General features: G+C 64.3%; 21 protein-coding genes. 5 read left to right on the forward strand and 16 right to left on the reverse strand.

The window, feature by feature from the left end:
* Positions 1–3 precede the first annotated feature (3 nt).
* The 13 genes from truD to Q358_RS0106660 all read right to left on the reverse strand — a co-directional run bounded on the left by truD (position 4) and on the right by Q358_RS0106660 (position 11,629).
* Positions 4–1,080 (reverse strand): tRNA pseudouridine(13) synthase TruD, encoded by a 1,077-nt coding sequence (gene truD, locus Q358_RS0106600; RefSeq protein WP_051530221.1) that lies wholly within the window; start codon positions 1,078–1,080, stop codon positions 4–6.
* Positions 1,073–1,594: a 2-C-methyl-D-erythritol 2,4-cyclodiphosphate synthase gene (gene ispF / locus Q358_RS0106605; protein ID WP_051530222.1), complete on the reverse strand. Its 522-nt coding sequence runs from the start codon at positions 1,592–1,594 to the stop codon at positions 1,073–1,075. The genes truD and ispF overlap by 8 nt, the downstream gene beginning before the upstream one ends.
* Complete coding sequence (ispD, locus tag Q358_RS0106610; protein ID WP_027961331.1) at positions 1,594–2,328, reverse strand: 2-C-methyl-D-erythritol 4-phosphate cytidylyltransferase; 735 nt, start codon at positions 2,326–2,328, stop codon at positions 1,594–1,596. Before ispD ends, ispF begins: the two co-directional genes overlap by 1 nt.
* On the reverse strand, positions 2,325–2,660 hold the full coding sequence (gene ftsB / locus Q358_RS0106615) for a cell division protein FtsB (protein WP_027961332.1): 336 nt from the start codon (positions 2,658–2,660) through the stop codon (positions 2,325–2,327). The genes ispD and ftsB overlap by 4 nt, the downstream gene beginning before the upstream one ends.
* Before the next feature lie 138 nt (positions 2,661–2,798).
* Positions 2,799–3,911: a transporter gene (locus tag Q358_RS0106620; protein WP_211248315.1), complete on the reverse strand. Its 1,113-nt coding sequence runs from the start codon at positions 3,909–3,911 to the stop codon at positions 2,799–2,801.
* A 119-nt stretch (positions 3,912–4,030) separates the two neighbouring features.
* Positions 4,031–4,786 carry a hypothetical protein gene (locus Q358_RS0106625; protein ID WP_027961334.1) on the reverse strand — a complete coding sequence of 252 codons (756 nt, stop codon included), beginning with the start codon at positions 4,784–4,786 and terminating at the stop codon, positions 4,031–4,033.
* 110 nt (positions 4,787–4,896) lie between these two features.
* Positions 4,897–5,520 (reverse strand): C39 family peptidase, encoded by a 624-nt coding sequence (locus tag Q358_RS0106630; RefSeq protein ID WP_245598286.1) that lies wholly within the window; start codon positions 5,518–5,520, stop codon positions 4,897–4,899.
* 186 nt (positions 5,521–5,706) lie between these two features.
* Positions 5,707–6,876: a hypothetical protein gene (locus tag Q358_RS16745; RefSeq protein WP_051530223.1), complete on the reverse strand. Its 1,170-nt coding sequence runs from the start codon at positions 6,874–6,876 to the stop codon at positions 5,707–5,709.
* A 63-nt stretch (positions 6,877–6,939) separates the two neighbouring features.
* Positions 6,940–7,590 carry a hypothetical protein gene (locus tag Q358_RS0106640; protein WP_043487798.1) on the reverse strand — a complete coding sequence of 217 codons (651 nt, stop codon included), beginning with the start codon at positions 7,588–7,590 and terminating at the stop codon, positions 6,940–6,942.
* A 2-nt stretch (positions 7,591–7,592) separates the two neighbouring features.
* Positions 7,593–8,150, reverse strand: coding sequence for a hypothetical protein (locus Q358_RS0106645; protein ID WP_027961337.1), 558 nt, complete (start codon positions 8,148–8,150; stop codon positions 7,593–7,595).
* Between the two features lie 2 nt (positions 8,151–8,152).
* A complete protein-coding gene (locus Q358_RS0106650) occupies positions 8,153–8,524 on the reverse strand; it encodes a hypothetical protein (protein WP_027961338.1) in 372 nt (123 codons plus the stop codon).
* A 415-nt stretch (positions 8,525–8,939) separates the two neighbouring features.
* Complete coding sequence (locus tag Q358_RS16750; protein WP_084286470.1) at positions 8,940–10,247, reverse strand: sigma-54 interaction domain-containing protein; 1,308 nt, start codon at positions 10,245–10,247, stop codon at positions 8,940–8,942.
* A 248-nt stretch (positions 10,248–10,495) separates the two neighbouring features.
* A complete protein-coding gene (locus tag Q358_RS0106660) occupies positions 10,496–11,629 on the reverse strand; it encodes a GNAT family N-acetyltransferase (protein ID WP_027961339.1) in 1,134 nt (377 codons plus the stop codon).
* Positions 11,630–11,723: 94 nt separating this feature from the next.
* On the opposite strand from Q358_RS0106660, the gene Q358_RS0106665 reads away from it, so the two are divergent.
* The 5 genes from Q358_RS0106665 (at position 11,724) to Q358_RS0106685 (ending at position 18,496) form a co-directional block, all read left to right on the forward strand.
* Positions 11,724–13,121 carry a coniferyl aldehyde dehydrogenase gene (locus Q358_RS0106665; RefSeq protein WP_027961340.1) on the forward strand — a complete coding sequence of 466 codons (1,398 nt, stop codon included), beginning with the start codon at positions 11,724–11,726 and terminating at the stop codon, positions 13,119–13,121.
* Positions 13,122–13,263: 142 nt separating this feature from the next.
* Positions 13,264–15,150 (forward strand): phosphogluconate dehydratase, encoded by a 1,887-nt coding sequence (gene edd, locus Q358_RS0106670; RefSeq protein ID WP_027961341.1) that lies wholly within the window; start codon positions 13,264–13,266, stop codon positions 15,148–15,150.
* 266 nt (positions 15,151–15,416) lie between these two features.
* Positions 15,417–16,382 carry a glucokinase gene (gene glk / locus Q358_RS0106675; RefSeq protein ID WP_027961342.1) on the forward strand — a complete coding sequence of 322 codons (966 nt, stop codon included), beginning with the start codon at positions 15,417–15,419 and terminating at the stop codon, positions 16,380–16,382.
* Positions 16,383–16,403: 21 nt separating this feature from the next.
* On the forward strand, positions 16,404–17,510 hold the full coding sequence (locus Q358_RS0106680) for an aldose epimerase family protein (protein ID WP_027961343.1): 1,107 nt from the start codon (positions 16,404–16,406) through the stop codon (positions 17,508–17,510).
* Between the two features lie 29 nt (positions 17,511–17,539).
* On the forward strand, positions 17,540–18,496 hold the full coding sequence (locus Q358_RS0106685; protein WP_027961344.1) for a carbohydrate kinase family protein: 957 nt from the start codon (positions 17,540–17,542) through the stop codon (positions 18,494–18,496).
* A gap of 82 nt (positions 18,497–18,578) precedes the next feature.
* Here Q358_RS0106685 and Q358_RS0106690 read toward each other — a convergent pair whose 3' ends face one another.
* The 3 genes from Q358_RS0106690 to Q358_RS0106700 all read right to left on the reverse strand — a co-directional run bounded on the left by Q358_RS0106690 (position 18,579) and on the right by Q358_RS0106700 (position 21,511).
* Positions 18,579–20,051: a mannitol dehydrogenase family protein gene (locus Q358_RS0106690; protein WP_027961345.1), complete on the reverse strand. Its 1,473-nt coding sequence runs from the start codon at positions 20,049–20,051 to the stop codon at positions 18,579–18,581.
* 65 nt (positions 20,052–20,116) lie between these two features.
* Complete coding sequence (locus Q358_RS0106695) at positions 20,117–20,749, reverse strand: nucleoside triphosphate hydrolase (RefSeq protein ID WP_027961346.1); 633 nt, start codon at positions 20,747–20,749, stop codon at positions 20,117–20,119.
* A gap of 72 nt (positions 20,750–20,821) precedes the next feature.
* Complete coding sequence (locus Q358_RS0106700; RefSeq protein ID WP_027961347.1) at positions 20,822–21,511, reverse strand: HAD family hydrolase; 690 nt, start codon at positions 21,509–21,511, stop codon at positions 20,822–20,824.
* Between the last annotated feature and the right edge of the window lie 89 nt (positions 21,512–21,600).

Here is a 21,600-nt window from a genome sequence, read left to right on the forward strand (position 1 = left end):
CCGTTACAGGGTCGGGTGCACCATGAGTTCTCTGAGTACCGCGGTGGCGAAGGCACCGCGGGGCAACGTAAAGGCAAGCCATAGTTCGCCGTCGCCGCGCTCCAGGCGCGCGTCGGTCAGGCGCAGGCGCAGCGAGCGACGCCCGGGGCGCACACCGGCGGCCTCGAGTCCGGCACAGAGCCCGGGGAAGCGCTCGGCCAGCCGTGCCTCACAGGCCTGGGGCTCGCCCTCTGCCGGCGCGCCGCCAACGCCCCACAGTACGCCGGTGGGATGCAGGTCGAGCCGCGCCGCCCGGGCCTCGAGCTCGGGGTCCGGCGTCTCGAGGCGGAACTGGCTGGCGCTACCATCGAGGTTGGCCACCTCCCCCGGCAACAGGCGCCCCCAACTCCCCTCGCGAATCCGCTCGGCGAGCAGCTCATTGAACAAGAAGCTGCGCGCCGCCGAGAGCAGCATGCCGTCGCGGTCATCGCGCTTGCGCCAACCGCGGGCCAGGAGCGAACGCGCCCGCTGAAGGTTGCGCCCGTCGGGGCCGAAGCGCTGGGGGCCAAAGTAGTTGGCCACTCCACGCTCGAGCAGGCGCTCCCAGCGGGCGGCGAGGCCCTCGTCGGCTGCCACCGGCCCGGTGAGGCGTAGCCTGAAGTGATTGGTCCGATGCACGCCACGCTTGAGCTTGCGCGGGTGGCGCGCCATCTCCAGCACCCTGACGCCACGCTCGGCCAGGGCCTCGTCCAGGCCCTCCGGCGCCTCGCGCCCCGGCAGCTGCACCGATAGCCACTGGCGGGTCACCGCGACGCGATCCTTCATCCCCGAGTAGCCCACTACCCGTGGCGAGGCGTCACACAGTCGGGCCAGTTCCTTCACCACCATGGCGGTGGTCAGGTCGCGCTTCTCGACATGCAGCCAGAGATGCTCGCCCTCCCCCTCGGGGACGAAGTCGAGCGCCTCCTCGACCAGGAAGTCCTCGGGGCGCGCCCGGTAATCCCCCTCGGGGGGCGGGCCAAACTCGGCATCGAGCACTCGCGGCCAGGCAGGCGGCCAGTCGATGGCATCGAGGGGGCGCGGCGTCGACCTGTCACTCACCGGCGCCCTCGCTCTTCCCGACCGCGGGGCCGCCATCCTGCATGGTCGGCACGAGAAGCGCCACCGCCTCGGCGGCAATGCCCTCGCCGCGGCCGGTAAACCCCAGGCGTTCGGTAGTGGTAGCCTTGACGTTGATGGCCCCTCGCTCGACGCCCAGGTCGGTGGCGACATTGTCCGCCATGGCCTCGACGTGGGGCGCCATCTTCGGCGCCTGAGCCATCAGGGTGGCGTCGAGATTGCCGACCCGGTAGCCGGCCTCGGCCACCAGGGCCACCACGCGCCGCAGCAAGTCGCGGCTATCGGCGCCCTTCCAGGCCGGATCGGTATCGGGGAAGTGACGGCCGATATCGCCCAGTGCACAGGCACCTAACAGGGCATCGCTGATGGCATGCAGCAGCACATCGCCGTCGGAATGAGCGACGAAACCGCGCTCGAAGGGGACGGCAACGCCGCCGATCATCAGGTGATTGCCCTCGCCGAAGCGGTGGACATCGAAACCATGGCCGATTCGCATCATCTCTCCGCAACGCCTGCCGGCGTCGTCTCGCTATGCACCGAGGCCTGGGCGGCCAGGATCATGCCGGCCAGGGCCAGGTCCTCGGGGTGAGTAATCTTGAGGTTATCGCGACGCCCGGGCACCAGCCGCGGCGCCTGGCCCAGCGCCTCCACCGCGGAGGCCTCGTCGGTGACCGCCACGCCCGCCTCGGCGGCCTCGCTCAGTGCGCGGGTCAGCAACCCGTAGCCAAACCCCTGGGGGGTCAGGGCATGCCAGAGGCCAGCACGGGGTTCGGTCAGGGCGACCCGGTCGGCACCATCGTCACGCTTCATGGTATCGGCCACCGGCGCGGCCAGCAGCCCGCCCGCCGGCTCATCGGCCAGCGCGCGCGTCAGCCGCCGCAGGTCATCGACGGCGACACAGGGGCGCGCCACGTCATGGACCAGCACCAGGTCGTCATGGCGCGCCTCGTTGGCGATGGCCGCCAGGGCATTGGCCACGGAATCCGCGCGCTCGCGGCCACCCGGCACCCGCCGCCAGTCGGCGAAGGGCACCCAGGCCGGGTCGAACCAGGCGTCATCGGGGTCCAGGCACAGGCAGAGTCGTGCCTCGGGAAACGCGGCATGCAGCCGCGCCAGGGTATGAGCCATCACCGGCAAGGCATCGAGGGTCAGGTACTGCTTGGGCCGGTCGGCACCCATGCGCTGGCCCTGCCCCGCCGCCGGCACCACCAGCCAGGACACCCCACTCATCGGCTCGCCTCCAGCTGTGTGGCGGGCGCCGGATTGACCACCGGATCTACCTCCACCGCCACATCGGGCACCCAGAAGAACTGCTCGTCGGTACGCACCATGCCGATATCGCTGCGCGCACGCTCCTCGATGGCATCGAGGCCGGTCTTGAGATCGAGCACCTCGGCGGCCAGGCGCATATTGCGGTCGCGCAGCGGCTGGTTAGCGGTCTCCAGCGATGCCACACGCTGACGAACCTCTCGCAGCTCCTCGACGCCCCCCTGGCCGAGCCACAGTCGATACTGCAGCAGTGCCAGCAGGATCGTCAGCGTCAGTGCCAGCCCCTTGAGCATGATGCCTTCCCGTCATGTCGTTACGATGGGGCGCATTATGCCATTATCGACGGCCATACGGCGAGGCACGCACACCCCGAGGCCCGCGCCGTCGCGAGTCTCGGGGTGGTGTGGGCCGGTATCGGTCAGTCAGGAGGGTTAGAGCTGGAAGGGCATGCGGAAGGTCAGGCTGACATCCGAAGCATCATCGGTCAGGCCGATACCCAGGCTGGTCACCACCGAGGTACTGTCATTCAGTGCATAGGTACCGCCGATGCTGAATACCCCCACATTGGCATCACTGCCGATCACATCGCTAGTGACGCCGTTCTGGGTCGTTTCCGACTGCATGATGTACTCATGGGAGTAGGAGAGCGAGAGACTAAGTCGTTCGTTAAGCGCGAAGGCGGTGCCGAAGCCGGCACGAATCGTGTCCCCCAGCTTGACGTCACCCGGACTCTTGCCCGACGAGGCCGAGATATCATCGAAACTCTCCTCGATATTATAGGTATAGCCCAGGTTGGCAAAGACGATGGCCGGGTCCAGGGTCTTGAGAAGCGAGGCCCCGGTGGTGACCGCCCATACGCCATTACCGGTGGGCAGCTCGGTAGGTACGGTTAAATTAGTATTCTTCACCTCACCGTTTGCATCTTCGGCTGTCCCGATAACATCGGTACGAGTCTTGATACCATAAGGGTCGGTACCAGTGGGCGCTCGCACTCCCAGGTTCAACACCACATCGGGGCGACTCGGGGTCTCCGGTAACAGTCGATAGGAAAGCGAGGCGCTGATATCCCCCAGATTCGCATCGTCGATCGAACGCTCGCTCAGCTTGGTGGCGCTGGTATCCGCCCCGGTAGAACTGTAGGTGGTGCTCCGATAGACAAAGGGAATATTCAGCCCCAGCTCCAGGCGATCCGTCAGGCCATAGCGGGTGTTGATATCAAAGGTCGTGATATGGCTCTTGACGGTATCAACGTTAATCTGGCCGAGAAAGATCGCATCCAGCGCCAGAAAGCCCCGAAGCGCCAGCTGAGAGCGATCCGAGTAGGAGTAGTTGATACCCGGTTCGATGGTCAGGCGGTCGGAAAATAACGCATGCTCTTCGCGAAAGACGTTTTCCACACTCTGGCTTGGCTTCGCCTCGCGTACCACTTCTTCGGAATCACTCGACACCTGGGCCATGGCAAGCGGGGAAAAGACACCCAGGGACGCCAGCAGGACAATGGAACGGCCTTTACCTTGACGGCAGAATGGTTGTAATTTTTCCACCCACATCTCCTTATATATTGTTACTGGCCCGCGCTGCCAGGCAGCAGCCGGAGGCCTGACTGACGTTACCCTACCCCGCAAGTCTAGGCCAGCCGACACAAGTTCCGTGGGCTCTGCCTTCAACGCCTCAATTGACGCACCGATTCGATAGCGCTGCGTGCACCCGACACCCTCCCTTTTGCGCCTTGCTGCCCCATATAAAGCTGCAGGCGAGTCAGGTTACGCACCTGCTGGTGGTTGCTGGTCAGCTGGATAGACTGACGCAGGCCGCGGCTGGGCACGATGGCCTGCTTGACGTTACCCATGCCGGGCATATCAAGCGACACCCCCATCCCGCTGGCATCATAATTCACCGATACACTAGCTCCGGAGAGGAGTCGCTGCGACCCGGAAGCCTCCGGGCTGCCTGTCGCACCGGGATACTGAGACGTATCCAGCACATCGATCTGCAGGTCGTTGGCGGCGGCGTTGAAGTCGCCCGCGGCCTGGATAGTCTGCACCACACCCCGCGCATTGCCGCGACCCATCTGCTCGCCGCCCCCTCGAACGGTGGCCCCATTGCCTGACCGAGCGACGCCGGAGATGCCGCTGGTAGATATCTGGGTCAGGTGGGGTTCGAAACTCACCCGGGGCATCCTGCCCGTCAGGTCACCATGCAGAGTACCACCGGCCTGCAGATGCTCCCCTGCCGAAGTGCGCCATTCGCTGGACATCTGCACCCCGAAGAACATGATCTGCCCCTTGTCGACGAAGCGCCCGCGCAGCTGGCCCAGCTCGGCGTCACTCAGCTGGCGACCATTGGAGAAGTCCGAAAAGCTGGACGTGGCCGATAGCGCCTCACCTGGCGCCAGAATGCCACTGGCGGCGAGGGCCATCAGGGCCGTCACACCTCCCTTTCTGCAGTGTTGCTTGAACCCATGTATAAACATGATCGTTACCCTCTGATCCGCAGACTCTCAAGCACCCGGCCATCAAGGCGGGTCATTCAGAAGAGATCCGCATGCCGAAAGCCGAAATCGAGAAGCTTCTGCCGGGGAACCGGCGAGAAGACATCCTGCAACCGGTGGGCCGTAAGCGGCTGTCGTGGGCTCAGCAGCACCGTCTGCTGATCGAACCCGTTGCCGACAATCGCAAAGATGATGCCGTTCCAGGCGTCCATGAAGGCATCACGCTCCATGACTCGATTACCCAGCGCCGGGTCTCCGACATAGATGCGATCTCCGCTGGCCTTCTTCATCACCACGAAATGCTTGAAACCATCCAGGTCCAGCAGCACTATCACCGGAATCGAAACCTCATCAAGCATATCGGCTGTTACTTCGTAACCGCGGCCACGATAGCCTAATGTTGATATGTAATTCTTGAGATCCAGCAGCGAAAACCCCCGCTCCAGTACGACCTGGGGATCGGAAACCTCGAGCATGCCGGCCAGGACCTTTTCCTCGGTCACATCGTCTTTCTGATAAGCGTACTTGAGAATCGTCGCCAACGAGGCGGCGCCACAGGAAAAATCCGTATGCTGCTCGACCAGATTCTCGTAGCGACGCTCGCGAATGGACTGCACGTCCTTCTTCACCAGGGTGCCAGGCACCAGATTGCCCAGGCGCATGGTGGCAGCCTGGGTATCGAAATGTATGGGTAACAGCCCAAGAGTCAGAGCTGCCAGTACGGCTATCCTTCCTGCCGTCATAAATCCCCCGGGCCCTATCGAAGCTTGGAAAAACCCGGCCTGCCGTGGCAGGCCGGGGTGCTTTCACTTCAGTTCATCAATGATGAAAGGGGCAGTAACTGCCTGTTACTCCGGCTGAGGAGTATTACTGCCGCCACCCATGGAAGAGGCGATGGAGAGCGAGTTACGCTGCATGTTGTTGCTTCCCGCAGCGATGTTCACCCCAACGTTACCGCTCACCCCATCCAGAGAGCCGCTACCCAGGGTGGCATTGTTCTGGTTGGCAATATAGATGGTATGGGTTGTCGCAACATCACCAGAGACCACACCACTGAGGGCAACATCCCCCGCCTCGAAGGAGACACTACCCTCTTCATCCCCTGCAAAGCGTCCGGCCTGACCGGCAGTCCCCTGGTCGTCGAAGTCGGCATGACCCCAGTAACTGCCAGACCCGTGGTTCGTACCCTCATCGTTAGTGGTCCAGATTTCCGGATAGACGTCGTTGGTCTGTGCCCAATCGCCGTCATAGCTACCCTCGATGGCGCTGTCATTGCTCATGCCGCCTGACAGGGTAACATTGGTCGTATTTGTGTAAGTCTCCGTCAGCGCGGTCCGTGTGGTGTTATTATCCGAGGCCTGCTGAACGCCACCAACGGTAGACCTGGCATGGCCACCGGCCTGGTTATCGGAGGCCGACAACGCATTATGCTGAGCGTTGCTTACACCCGCCGCGATGTTGACACCGATATTACCGCTGGCGTTAGCCAGAGAGCCACTGCCCAGTACGGCATCGTTCGGACTGCCCGTGTTGATCACACGGTTGTTCATGACATCCTGCGCCGAATAGATTTCCGCCTGGCCAAACACGTTGGCAGCGTCATTGGCAGCGAGTGACGCATCATTTGCCTGAGCGTTGTTATCACCGGCGGCCACGTTGATGCCTACGTTGCCGGTGGCATTGGCACCGGAGCCCGAGCCAACGGTGGCATTATTTTCGGAGGCTTTGTTAGTTACCCGGTTACTCTCAAGGAACTGCTTGCCATCAACCAGGGATCCCGCGTAAAAGTCTGCGTTCTCATTGACTCTTACCCTCACCTTGAACGCCTTGTCGGTGTCTGACTTATGCTTCAGATTAACGTTGATACGATTAATGAAGTTGGAATCAATCTTGCTTGATGCAGTGAATCCGCCTCCATCAGCGCTTCCATTATCACCGCTTTCTTGAGCAAGGACAGCGGGTGCTGTCAACAGCGCGGTAATTGCGAGTGCCAGCGGTGCTTTGTGGAACGTTTTCATGATCTTTCTCCCGAATGAACCGAATCGTTCTATTGTTGATGCCGTTACTTGCTTCAAAATACGCTACTGCCCCAGCGCCATGTTCATGCGAAAACTGTTGCTGGTAGCGTTTCCCGTACCGGCTGACTGGTTAACCTGGATGACGCCCCGAGCACCCTCGAAGGAGCCATTGTCTATCTCGACTACTCGATGTGTGCTTGTAGACTCGTCACCAGTACCATTCAGCCCCTGCTGATCGGCCATCACCTGCTGCAACATGGTGTCGCTCAGATTACTGGCCGATATGCCCAGAGCCACTCCCAAGGAGTTACTCTGCACATTGCCTTGGCCCGCCGCCTGGTTGATCGACAGCCAACCCTCTGACTGTTGAAAGGCGCCAGACTCGATTCCTACTGTTAGGTCTTGATTTCCGATGCGCTGCTCGATTCTGGAGCGCTGCATCAAGGTGTTGGCCGCATTGGCCGTTGTGCCGATGGCCAACACCCCGCTGTTGGCCTGCAGGTTGCCGTCACCCGCCGCCATGTTGGTAGTGCTCACTCCACCGACACGCCTCAGGGCATTGCTCTCGAGTATGGCGCTGTCGCGAAATACCGGAGCACCGGAGTCGGCCATGGCAGCCTGGCCGAGGCCGCTTATCAGCCCCGAGGCCACCAGGACGGCCGATGCCTTGACCAGATGCCCCTTCAGCGAAACCAGAAATGCGTAAGTGGCCATGATCATTTCCGCCCTGTTAAGGGTGAAAGAGCGCCCGTCACGGTGCCGGCGATACCCGATGTAGCCGACGTAACGCGGCTCGAGATACCACCAGCCTTACTACCGCCCCCCAGGCTGCTGGCCGCGCGGTTACTGTTTCCGCTGGAAACCGAACCGTTTGCCAGCCGGTTGTCGCTGACCAGGGAGCGATGCAGGCTACCCATGGAGTTCTGTACGCTGCCACGCACACCTGCCGCCTGATCATCGGAAAGTGCAACAATGCCGCCACTCGTCAGCTGGCGCTCAACCTCCATCGCTCTATCGCGAACGTTGACTCTCGACGTAATCGGGCCGCCGTGGCGCTCAACGGAGCGAATGGGTGCCGGCTCCACCTCTCTGATGAGGACAACATCGCCGGGCCTGACACCGGGGTTGAGGTTAGGGTTTGTCGAACCATCGGCGGATCCCAAGGAAGGCACCAGCATCCCCGCGACGAAGGAACCGATCAGGGCCGCCTTCAAGGGGCAGCGATGGCGCGATTGCTCACCCACCACATGCATTAATTGCCTGATTGCTGCCATGACTACTGACTCCTTTTAGCGGTGACGCGAGTAACCTGGTGATTAGCAGCCCCCTGGGCGCTGTTACCATTCTGATTCCCGCCTCCCCCTTGCCCGGTACCGGCGGGGCGCTCATCCCACAGGATCACGGCGTCCTTGAGCTCGACGCTGTGTTCCACATACTTGCCGCGAATACCGGCCAGCCTGGCGTCACCCAGCATCTCGACCGCCTGACCGCCAAACAGCGCTTGCTCCAGGGCGGCGTTCTCCGCCGCGGCATCCGCTGCAACCTGCTGGGCAGTCACCAGGCAGAGAGACCCGATGCCAGCCACCAGCAGAAACACCCGGTGCGCTGGTGCGTACTGTCTATGGTTGGCTGACTGGTTCCTGTTCATTTCAGGCTCTCCACGAGTCGCGATGCACTATCGGGACATTTACAAAAGCTTTCTTACCCTTACTTGTAGCAACCACCGTGCCAACAATTAAAAGCCTTATATTTCAGCTATTTAAATAAATACCTAATATTAAAAAGTGTCAGCTTTATGTAACAATAAATAATTACCCATGCTTAAACAGCACGACATTTTTAAAATAATCAAGCCAAAACATGGTGTTACAAGCACGCCTCGCAATGTAACAATATTGTTTCTCTCATCATCGAGCTGACACAACGAAGCACCCCACGCTGAAGAAGCGTGGGGTGAGGGAAGAGCTGCGGAGTCACTTGCCCCAGGGCTGGGGAATCAAACGGCGGGCTTTCTCAGGGCAATACCAGGCTCAGGCCAGTCGCGAGTTCATGGCAACAGCGGATCAGGACAGGTCTCGCGGGATGCCATGCTTTTCCAGCAGACGATAGATGGTAACTCGAGAGACCCCGAGCTCCTTCGAGGCGGGCTGTACCTGGTTATGGTTACGACCGAGGGCAGACAACAGGATATCGCGTTCGGCAATGTCCCGGGCCTGCTCCAGCGTCATCGAACAGCGAGGTAAATTGCGCCGCTCGATCCCCAGGTCGTCCGGCCGGATCAAGCGGTTGTCACACATGACCATGGCCCGACGCACACGATTGATCAGCTCCCTGACGTTGCCGGGCCAGCGATACAGGCGCATCACCAACAGTGCCTCGCTGGAGAACCCCTTGAGTTGGTCGGGTTTTTCATGACTGAACCGCTTGAAGAAGTAGCGCGCCAGGATCTCGATATCCTCGGGATGCTCTCGCAACGGGGGAACCTTGACCTGAAGCACGTTGAGTCGATGATACAGGTCCTCACGAAACCGCTGCTCGGCGACCGCCTTCTCGAGATCCACGTGGGTAGCGGCCAGGATTCGCACATCCACGGGAATCTCCTCGAGCCCTCCCACTCTCTGGACGCAGCGGGTCTCCAGGAAACGCAGCAGATTGACCTGCAACTCGAAGGGCAGATCACCGATCTCGTCCAGGAAAAGGGTGCCGCCATCCGCGACCTCGATCCTGCCTATCTTGCGCTGCACCGCTCCGGTAAAGGCCCCCTTCTCATGTCCGAAGAGCTCGGATTGAACCAGGTGGTCGGGCAAGGCGCCGCAGTTGATGGCATGAAAGGGTTGTGCGGCGCGCGGCGAGCGCTCATGAATCGCCTGAGCGGTAAGCTCCTTGCCGGTACCGGACTCGCCACTGATGCATACCGAGGCATCCACCGCCGCCACCTTGCGGATGGTCTTGAAGAGATTCCACATGGCCGGGGTAGACCCCACCATTTCATACTCACCGGGCGAGGCTTCCGCCACATCGACATTGCGTGGTCCAGCCGCTACCTCCTGCTGAAGCTTTCCGAGCCGGGCGGCATGGCGCAGTAGACTGTCGAGCTCCTCCAGCTCATGGGGTTCGACCAAAAAGCCACAGCAGAGGTTGGCGATGACATTACGCACCTCATCGTTATGCAGGCACTCGGGAGAAACCACGCCGACGATGGGAATGCCTGTCGCGATGATCAAGGTCTCGACGTGCCTGAGGTCTTCCTGAGAAAGGCCAGGGAAGTACACCACCCCGGCAAAGCACGCATGGGGCTTTATATCTCCCGCCGAGACGGGGGTGGCCAGGTTATCAACGTCCCACCCAAGTCGCTTCAGGTCTTGCTCCATCCGGTCTCGGACCGGCGCTGGATGAGCGACCACCCAACAGCGTTGCTGCAACAAATCCATTGTTACACACCCTTCCTGCCGGCGATGTCTGGCCCAACAGGTTTCCAGGAGAGAGGAGTCATGCAGCGCTCAAAGCCTGCCGCATGACCTTATGCGAATCGGTCGGTGACCATCGGTCAACCTGCCACAACAGTTGCTGAGTATAGCAATGCACCGCACTCGGGTCAGAAGCCCGGTTGCGTTGCCATTCAACTCTTGAACGGCAACGATGCCTCGGCGGCGCGCCGATAGGCCAGTACATGTTCACGCTCCTCGTCACAGAAGCGCGCCACGGCGGCGCGCAAGCGCGGGTGGGCAATATGATGCAGCGAGGTCAACAGACGGGGCTCGAACCCCCGGGTGAGCTTGTGCTCGCCCTGGGTGCCGGGGTCGAATGCGGTCAGGCCGCGCTCGAAGCAGTGCTCGATGCCCTGGTAATAGCAGGCCTCGAAGTGCAGGCAGTCGGCGCTCACCTCGCTACCCCAGTAGCGGCCATAGAGGGTACGCGCCCCCTGCAGGTAAAGCGCGGTGGCCACGGGCCGGTCACCGAGGCGTGCCTGCACCAGCAACAGGCTCTCGGGCATGGTGGCCAGCAGGCGCCGGAAGAAGTCGAGGCCCAGATACCCCCGGCGGCCACGCTCCAGATAGGTGATCTCATAGCAGCGATAGAAGTGCTCGAGGGCGGCAGCATCGATGGCCTCGCCCTCCAGGCGATGCAGGCTCAACCCCTGGTCGGCGACGAGCCGCCGCTCACGGCGAATCGCCTTGCGTCGCTTGGAGGTCATGGCGGCCAAGAAGCCATCGAAGTCACCATAGCCTCGGTCGCGCCACTGGAACTGCACGCCGTGCCGCGCCAGCAGCCCCGGCCGGGTCGACTGCCACTCGGCCACCTCCGCCTGCTCGGCAAACAGGAGATGCCAGCTCGAAAGCTCACCTTCCTCCCAGGCGCTGGCCAGGGCCTCGCGAGCGGTTCGCGGGTCGATCCCGGCCGCCAGGGCCAGGCGCGGGCCGGGCGCCGGCGTGTAAGGAATCGCCGTCAGTGCCTTGGGGTAGTAGCGCCCTCCCGCACGCTCCCAGGCATCGGCCCAGGCCCAGTCGAAGACGTATTCGCCGAAGGAGTGCTGCTTATGATAGAGCGGCATGACGCCGACCAGCGACTCGCCCTGCCAGAGCGTCTGGTGGTGTGGCACCCAGCCGGTCGCCGGCGAAACCGAGCCGCTGGCTTCCAGGGCGTGCAGGAACTCATGGCGCAGAAACGGATGATCATCGCCGATCAGGGCGTTCCAGTCGCCGGCGGACACCGCCTCCATGGCGGGTAGGGTATGGCGCCTCGGCACTGACATGCAGTCACTCCTTTCTCTGGCCCTGGCGGCGAGTTAGCGCCACCATTGTGCCAGACCACTCGCCACCTTCCATTACCGCGAACAGGATTCCAGCATGCGCCATGTCCATGCCTCCCAGGCCCTCCTCGACGCCCAGCGCCACGCCTTCGACGCGGCGCCCTACCCGAGCCTTGCCACCCGACGCGACCGGCTGACCCGCCTGGCCACGCTGACCCGACGCCACCGCGACGAAATCGCCGCCGCCATCAGCGCAGACGTCGGCCATCGTGCCGAAATGGAGACCCGGGTGGCCGAGGTGGCCACCGTGCTCCAGGGTGCTCGCTTCACCCGGCGAAAGCTGCGCCGCTGGATGCGCCCTCGCCGCCGGCCGGTGGGCTGGCGGCTGTTGCCGGCGCGAGCGAAGGTCCACTATCAGCCACTCGGCGTAATCGGCATTATCTCGCCGGCCAACTATCCCTGGAGCCTCGCCTGGCTGCCCGCCATCGATGCCCTGGCGGCCGGCAACCGGGTCATGATCAAACCCAGCGAAAACACCCCCGCCACCTCGGCCCTGATGGCGCGCCTGGCGGCTCGCTACTTCGCCCCGGAGGAACTCTGCGTGGTCGAGGGCGACGCCGAAGTGGCAAGGCACTTTTCCGCCCTGCCCTTCGACCATCTGCTGTTCACCGGCAGCGCCACGATCGGCCGCGAGGTCTCACGCGCCGCGGCCGCCAATCTGACGCCGGTCACCCTGGAGCTCGGCGGCAAGAGCCCGGCCCTGGTGGCCACCGACGCCGACCTGGAGAAGGCCGCCGAACGCATCGCCTTCGGGAAGTGGCTTAACGCCGGCCGTACCTGCATCGCCCCCGATTACGTGATGGTCGAGGCCTCGCGACTCGAGGCATTCCTCAAGGCAATGCAACGCCAGGTGGCACGCTTCTACCCCGAGGGTACCGCCAGCCGTGACTACAGCTCGGTGCCGGGTCCCGAGCATCGCAAGCGTCTGGAATATCAGCTCCATGAGGCACGCAATCATGGCTGCCGGATCATCGACCTGGGTGAGAGGCTCGAGCTGCCCGACGGCGGCGCCAAGCTGCCCCCCACGCTGGTCGTCGACCCCAGCGACGCCCTCGCCATCATGCGCGAGGAGATCTTCGGGCCCTGGCTACCGGTGCTCGGCGTGCGCGACATGAATGCCGCCATCGCACGCGTTCAGGCAGGGCACCGCCCGCTGGCGCTCTATGCCTTTACCGAGGATGCCGCCCTGCGCCAACGCCTGCTCGAGCAGACCCACTCGGGCGGCGTGGTGTTCAATGACACCCTGTGGCACAACGCCGTACCGGCGCTTCCCTTCGGCGGCATTGGCGAGAGCGGCAGCGGTGCCTATCACGGCGAGGCGGGCTTTCAACGCTTCAGTCATGCCCGCGCCGTCTTTATCCAATCGCGACGCAGCCCGGTAGGCTGGCTCACCCCACCCTACCGGCGCTGGCTGCTGCGTATGCTGGGGCTTTGATGTCCTACCCTGAAAGGACACCGCAACACCCAACAATTCGAAGTAACAAAACTACATTTTTTGCGAAATCTTCGCTAGAATGTCCCGGAGTACCGAATAATATTTTGGTAAACTTACCAAATAAACATGACCGAGGTGCACCATGGCCAGTTCCAACTCGACCCTCAATGCCACCGTCGCCAACGTAACCGACCGCATCCGCGAGCGCTCTGCCGAACGCCGTGCCCTCTATGAGGCGCGCATGGAGGACCAGCACCGGCGCGGCGTGCACCGCGGCGAGCTCTCCTGCGGCAACCTGGCCCATGGTTTCGCCGCCTGCGGGACCGAGGACAAGAACGCCCTTAAGTTGATGAACAGCGCCAACCTGGGAATCATCTCGGCCTATAACGACATGCTCTCGGCTCACCAGCCGCTGGAGACATTCCCCGAGACCATCAAGGCCGCGGCTCGGGCCATGGGCTCAACCGCCCAGTTCGCCGGCGGCGTGCCGGCCATGTGTGACGGCGTCACCCAAGGCCAGCCGGGCATGGAGCTGTCGCTGTTCTCCCGGGATGTGATCGCCATGGCCTCCGCCGTGGGGCTTTCCCACAACATGTTCGACGCCGCGCTCTACCTCGGCGTATGCGACAAGATCGTGCCGGGGCTGTTTATCGCGGCGGCACGCTTCGGCCATCTGCCGGCCATGTTCGTGCCGGCGGGCCCCATGCCCAGCGGCCTGCCCAACAAGGAAAAGGCACGCATTCGCCAACTGTTCGCCGAAGGCAAGGCGAGCCGCGAGGAACTGCTGGAGGCCGAATCCCAGTCCTACCATAGCCCCGGAACCTGCACCTTCTACGGCACCGCCAACTCCAATCAGTTGATGATGGAAATGATGGGGCTGCATCTGCCCGGCACCTCCTTCGTCAACCCGGGCACCGAGATGCGCGAGGCACTGACCGGCTTCGCCACCGAACAGGCGATCCGCAATACCGAACCCGGCGGCGACTACCGCCCCTTCTATCGGCAGATCGACGAACGCGCCATCGTCAACGCCATCGTTGGCCTGCTCGCCTCCGGTGGTTCCACCAACCATACCCTGCACCTGGTGGCCATGGCCGCCGCCGCCGGCCTGACCATCACCTGGGAGGACTTCACCGACCTCTCGGCGGTGACGCCGAGCCTGATGCGGATCTACCCCAATGGCCAGGCCGACATCAACCACTTCCAGGCCGCCGGTGGCATGAGCTTCCTGTTCCGGGAACTGTTTGCGGCCGGCCTGATCCATGACGATATCCCCACGGTATTCGGCACCGACCTCACCGCCTACACCCAGGAGCCCTTCCTCGAGGACGGCAAGCTGGTGTGGCGCGAAGGACCGAAGGCAAGCCTCGATAGCGACGTGCTGACCGGCGTGTCAACGCCCTTCGCCCCCACCGGCGGGCTCACCGTGCTCGACGGCAACCTGGGCCGAGGCGTGATCAAGATCTCGGCCGTCGCCGAAGAGCACCGCGTGGTGGAGGCCCCGGTGAAGATCTTCGAGGACCAGAACGACCTCAAGGGAGCCTTCGAGGCCGGCGAACTCGACCGCGACGTGATCGCCGTGGTGCGCTTCCAGGGTCCCAAGGCCAACGGCATGCCCGAGCTGCACAAGCTGACGCCCTATCTCGGCGTGCTCCAGGACCGCGGCCACAAGGTGGCGCTGGTCACCGACGGCCGCATGTCGGGCGCCTCCGGCAAGGTGCCGGCGGCCATCCACCTGAGTCCCGAGGCGCTGGACGGCGGCCCGCTGGCCAAGCTCCGCGACGGCGACATCGTGCGCCTGGACGCCAATGCCGGCACCCTCGAGACCCGGGTGGAAGCCCGCGCCTGGGCCGATCGAGAGCGCCACGTTGCCGAGCTGGACCACTACCACGTGGGGCTGGGTCGCGAACTGTTTGGCGGCTTCCGCCATCTCGCCATGCGCGGTGAAGAAGGCGCCAGCGTCTTCGGCGGCTTCGAGGCCGACGACCTGCTCCGCCAGGACGGGCAGATCCACGACGAGGATGCCTGAGCCACACCGAGGCCATCTGATCAACGACACATGACATAGTGAGAAGCGCCGGGAATAAGCCGAAGAGGGGGTCCTACGCCATGGGTGAGAAGCACTGCTTCGAACGGGCTGGCCATGGATGGCCAGCACCGGTCCTGCAAGTGGAGCAGGATGCGAGAGCGAAGCAGGGCGTCGGTAGCGCCCAGGGAGGGGTTCACAGCGCCCCCTCGCAGGCTTGTCGCCGGAAGAGCTTCGAGCAACGCAGCCCAGTTAGAGAACCATTGACGATGATACGACCGGCCCTGATCGGTGACATCGGCGGGACCAATGCGCGCTTCGCCCTGGTGACGCCGGGGGCCTTCGAGCCTCACGACATCCTGAGCCTGCCCTGCGCCGACTACCCCGGCCTGGTCGAGGCGGTGCGCGACTACCTCTCCCGGGTCGGGGCCGTGGGCGGGCACGCCCCTCGGGAAGCCTGCCTGGCCTTCGCCTGCCCGGTGCACGACGACCGCATCAAGATGACCAACAACCACTGGGTCTTCTCTCGCACGGCGGTTCAGGCCGAGCTCGGGCTCACCCTCTTCAAGACCATCAACGACTTCACCGCACAGGCCCTGGGGGTGCCCCATGTGCCCCGGGAGGCGCTCGTCGAGATCCAGCCCGGCGAGGCGACTGCCCACGCCGCGCGCCTGGTCATCGGTCCCGGCACCGGCCTCGGTGTGGCTACCCTGTTTCCCGGTCGCCATGCCTGGGTGCCACTGCCGGGTGAGGGGGGCCATATTACCTTCGCCCCCACCGACGAGCGGGAGCAGCAGCTACTCCGATACTTCCGCCATCGCTACGGCCGCGTCTCGGTGGAGCGTGTCCTGTGTGGCCAGGGACTGCTCGATCTCTACCTCGCCCACTGCACGCTGGCGAACGCCTCGCCTGTTTTCACCACTCCGGCCCAGGTCACCGCCGCCGCCGACGAAGACCCCATCGCGCGTGATACCCTGCTGCGTTTCTTGAAGATCCTCGGCGACGTCTGCGGCGATGCGGCACTCACCCTGGGCGCCCGCGGTGGTGTCACGCTTTGCGGCGGCATTGTGCCTCGGCTGCTCTCCTGGCTGCCCGAGAGCCGCTTCCGCGAGGCCTTTGCCGACAAGGGGCGCATGCATGCCTACAATGCCGCCCTCCCGATTCATGTCGTCACGGCGCCGTGGCCAGGCCTGCTGGGCGCCGCCGAGGCCCTGCACAACGAAGAAGTCGAATAGTTCGACGGAAGAGGTCCCATCATGATTCCCGCAAGTCTGCGAGCCCTGCTCGATGATACCGCCGGCCAGCGACGTGCCGAATGGCATGGCCGCGACGTATGGCTGGCCAACGAAGCCTGGGGCGAGCTCGCCGTCTCGCTCCAGGGCGCCCAGGTCCTGCACTATTCTCCTGCGCCCGAAGACGCGCAAGCCGCAGGCGCTTCTCCTGCGCCCGAAGACGCGCAAGCCGCAGGCGCTTCTCCTGCGCCCGAAGACGCGCAAGCCGCAGGCGCTTCTCCTGCGCCCGAAGACACGGCAGCCGCAGGCGCTTCTTCGTCGTCCGAAGACACGGCAGTCGCGGGCGCTTCTTCGTCGTCCGAAGACGCGGCAGTCGCGCGCTCATCGGCCCCCGAGGGCATGGTGTCCGGCGGCTGGCTGTGGGTGACGCCTACGCCCCAGGCGCTGCCCGGGGCCATCCGTGGCGGCATCCCGCTGTGCTGGCCCTGGTTCGCCGACGAGCACATCGCCGATGAGTCACCCGACCGCTCCGGCCCACTGCACGGCCCGGCGCGCAAGGCCGACTGGCGACTGGACGCCGTGGATGAGCATGAGGAGGGCGTTGAGTTGCACCTCTCCCCCGAGACCCGCCTGCACAGCCAGATCACGCCACGCGCGGTGATCCAGGCCAACGCCAACCGCCTGCATGTGGAACTTATCACCGAGCATACCGGCGAGACGCCGGTGAAGATGAGTGGTGCCTTGCACAGCTACCTGGCGGTAACCGATGCGTTTACCTGTCGCCTGGAGGGGCTCCCTGGCGCTCGCTATCTCGACAAGCTGGCCGGCTTTGCCGAGCGAGAACAGCAGGGCGAGCTCGGCGTGCGTGGCTCACTGGACCGCATCTACCACAGCAATGCCGAGCTCACCCTCGACGACGGTAACCGCCGCCTGCGCATCGCTCGTCAGGGCAGCGACTCGGCGGTGGTCTGGCATCCCGGCGATGACGCCCTGCCCGCCGACACGCCGGCCGAGGTGGGTCGCCATTTCCTGTGTGTGGAGGCCGCCAACACCCGCCTCGATCCGGTATGGCTGGTGCCTGGTGCCCAGCATCTGCTGGGTACCACCCTGTCCCGGGCACAAGACGCCTGAGCCCCGCCCAACCACAAGGATCAACGATCATGATACCCGTTATCGCCTTCGGTGAAGCTCTCGTCGATATGCTCTCCAGCCGCCTGGGAGATGCCACCGGCGAGGCCCCGGAGACCTTCACGCCCTACGCCGGCGGCGCTCCGGCCAACGTCGCCGTGGCCTGCTCACGGCTAGGCATGCCCAGCCGTTTCCTGGGCATGCTCGGTGACGACTACTTCGGCGACTTCCTGGCCGCCGAGCTCGACGCCCAGGGCGTCGAGCTCTCCGGCGTGCGCCGTACCCGCGAGGCACGCACGGCGCTGGCCTTCGTCTCCCGGGATGCGGGCGGCGAACGCACCTTCGACTTCTATCGGCCACCCGCGGCCGACCTGCTCTATCGCCTGACGGACCTGCCTGCCGGGATCTTCAGCGAACCGGCCATCCTGCACCTGTGCAGCAATAGCCTGACCGACCCGGAGATCGCCGAGACCACGCTGGCCATGGCCGAGATGGCCTCGCGGGCCGGCTGCCTGGTCAGCGTCGACGCCAACCTGCGACACAACCTCTGGCCCGACGGCCGCGCGGATACCGCCCTGGTCACTCGACTACTCGATGCCGCGGACCTGCTCAAGCTTTCCCTGGACGAAGTCGACGACCTGCGGGGTGACCATCCGAAAGACACCTGGCTGGCCGAGCGCCTGGCCGCCGGGGTCAAGCTGGTCGTGACCACCGATGGCGGCGGGAACGTGCGTGCCCTGGGCGCCGAGGTATCACTGTCGGTCGCCCCGCCCGCCGTCGTGCCGGCAGACACCACGGCGGGCGGCGACGCCTTTATCGGTGGGCTGCTGACGGCCCTCGCCGAGAACGGCTTCGAGGACGGCTGGCATCGCGACACGCAGCGCCTGGAGGCCGCACTGGCCTTCGCCTGTCGCTGTGGGGCCCATGCGGTGACCCGCCCCGGCTCCTATGTCGCCCTGCCGACACGGGCCGACCTCTCGCCGGCCTGACTGGCCACTTGCCAGTACCACGACGCCCGATGATGGTAGCCATCATCGGGCGTCGCTATATCCGCGCCGCTTGATATCGACGTTATCCGTCCAGGGCTTTCAGCGTTGCAAGCGCACCGTGCGCATGCAGGCTCTGCAGCGCCTTTATATAGGCCTCACGGAACCGGTCATTCTCGGCCAGGTCGCCGAACAGCTCGCGGTTCTCGATAAAGGCGGTGGGCTGGTCGTGGTTGCGGGCCGCGATGGCCATCAGCTCGTCCTTCAGGCGGTCGACTACCTGGATGGGCGCGCCCTTCTCGTCGACGCCTTCGGCGTAACGGGCCCAGCTGGCCACCACGGCCGCACAGCGATGTATGTCGCCACCGCTGTCGAGCTGATGGCGGATCACCGGCACCAGCCACTTGGGGATACGATCCGAGCTCTCGGCACACAGCCGAGCCAGGGTGTCTCTGACCTCGGGATTGGCGAAGCGCGTGATCAGGGTACGGCGGTAGTCGTCCAGGTCGACTCCCGGCAGTATCGCCAGGGTGGGGGTCGCCTCGTGGGTCATGTAACCCAGCAGGAAGTCCACGATCAGCGGGTCGGCACTGGCCTCGTGAGCATATTCATAGCCGGCCAGGTAGCCGAAATAGGCCAACGCCTGGTGACCGGCATTGAGCAGGCGCAGCTTCATCAGTTCATAGGGCACGACGTCTTCGACCAGCTGCACGCCGGCCTGCTCGAAGGCAGGACGCCCGGCGACGAAATGATCCTCCAGCACCCACTGGGTGAAGGGCTCGCAGACCACCGGCCAGGCATCCTCGACGGCGAAGCGATCGGCGAGCTCGTCGATATCCGCGGGCGTGGTCACCGGCGTGATGCGATCGACCATGGAGTTGGGGAACGGCACCTCGGTCTCGACCCAGGCGCCGAGCTCGGCATCGCGGGCCCGGGCGAAGGCGGTAAATATCTTGCGGGCCACCTCGCCGTTGCCCTGGATATTGTCGCAGGACATCACCGTGAAGGGCGTAATGCCCCGCGCCCGACGCCGGGCAAGCGCCTCGATGACCAGGCCGAAGGAGGTCCTGGACAGGCTCGGTTCGTCCAGATCATGCTGAACATCGGGATTATCGAGGTCGAACTCGCCGCTGACCGGATGGAAGTTGTAGCCGCCTTCGGTGACGGTCAGCGAAACGATACGGATCGCCGGGTCGGCCATCCGCTCGATCACTGCCTCCGGGTCTTCCGGAGCGAACAGATAATCCAGCATGGCGCCCACGACGCGAGCCTCCCGGCGACCATCCGGATGCTTCACCACCACGGTATAGAGATGATCCTGAGCCGCCAGGGCCTGTTGCATACGGCGATCGCCGGGCATTACGCCGACGCCAACGATACCCCAGTCCAGCGCCTCACCGCGATTCATCAGCTCATCCACGTACATCGCCTGGTGGGCGCGATGGAAGCCACCCACCCCGATATGGACGATGCCGGCACTAACGGCGCCACGGTCGTAGCGCGGCGTGGTGATCTCGGGGGCCAGACGCTCCAGATTGGCGTTGGTCAGTCGGGTCATGGGAAGCTCCTGCCGCCGGGGGCGGTGAGTTGAATTAAGGGAGAAGAAAGTCAGTTCGACGACGCTCAACTACTGGCGGCCCAGTGCAGGTCCGCGGGCACCGAGGCCGTCTTGATCAGGTGGGCATTGAGCATGTCCTTGTGGCGAGTCCGCTCGAGGGCACCCGCCGGGTCCTGCCCCATCTCCCGCCAGCGCTGGATAAGCCGCGCCTCGAGCAGTTCATCGGGCACCTCGAGGAACAGTGTCATGTCGAACAGCGGCCGCAGCGCCGGCCAGGGCCCCTCGTCGAGCAGCAGGTAGTTGCCCTCGACGATCACAAGCCGATGCTCGGGGGTAATCAAGCGACCGCCGGCTCGCGCCAGGTCCAGCGGGCGATCGAACACCGGCACGGCGACGGTGCCGTCGGCGCGGCGGATGCGTTCCAGGTCGTGCCGGAGCCCGTCACAGTCGAAGGTCTCCGGTGCGCCCTTGATGGGCACCAGGCCCTGGGGGTCAAGCACCGCATTGTCGAAGTGGTAGCCGTCCATGGGCACCACCGCGGCGCAACCCGGCCGGCGGCCGTTGAGCTCGCGGCACAACCACCCCGAGAGAAAGGACTTGCCCGCGGCGGGCGGCCCCGCCAGGGCCACAATGAAACGAGACCGCTCCCCCGCTGCCTCGAGCACCCGCGTCGTCACTGCATGGATACTTGGACTCATCACTGTTCTCACATGATCAAAACATCACGAGCTTCATACTCATGCATGTACTCCCCCGGATGCCGTGCTCGATCAACGCGAGTCGACGACTGGCTGGCGCGCGGCTTGCCACTGCCGCACCAGTGCCCCGAGCCCGTGCATGTGGGGCAGGATTTGCCAGGCGCCGGCCTCGCGTAGCCTCTCGGCCTGCCCCGCCGCCACATGGCTGGCACCGGTGAAACCGATCACCGTCATGCCGGCGCCATGGGCGGCGGTGACGCCGGAGACGCTGTCCTCCACCACCAGGCAATCGCTCGGCGCACATGAGAGCTCGGCGGCGGCCAGGCGATAGATCGCCGGATCCGGCTTGGGAGCCGCCGCCTGATCGGCGGTGAAGATCGGTATCTCGCCCAGTCGATCTGCGAGGTCGGTGGTGGCCAGCGAGTCCAGCACCCGCTGACGGCGGCTATTGGAGACCACCGCCAGCGGCAGGGTGAGCGACGCGATGGCCTCGGCGACACCCTCGATGGCACACAACTCTCGACGCAGGCGCGCCTCGATGGTGTCGTCGACGCGGGCCGCGGCTCGGGCGGGCAGGCGATGGGCGCTGCGCGCCTCCAGGTGCGTGAGGATATTCGCCGTGGTCATGCCCAGCGCCGCCTTCAGCTCCTCCTCGGCCGCCAGGTCCGGCAACCAGGCCCCCAGCAGCTCGATCAGGGTCGCTTCCGCAATGGCTTCGCTGTCCACCAGCACACCATCGCAATCGAAGATCAGGGTATTCATATATCGCTCCTCACTGGCTCGCCGTATCGCTAGGAGCACGGTTATCCTGGCGTCGCAGATTGTCATTGACTCAATAGGCCACATTGCCA

The organism is Halomonas halodenitrificans DSM 735, from assembly GCF_000620045.1.
In the GTDB taxonomy this organism is placed as follows: Bacteria; Pseudomonadota; Gammaproteobacteria; order Pseudomonadales; family Halomonadaceae; genus Halomonas; species Halomonas halodenitrificans.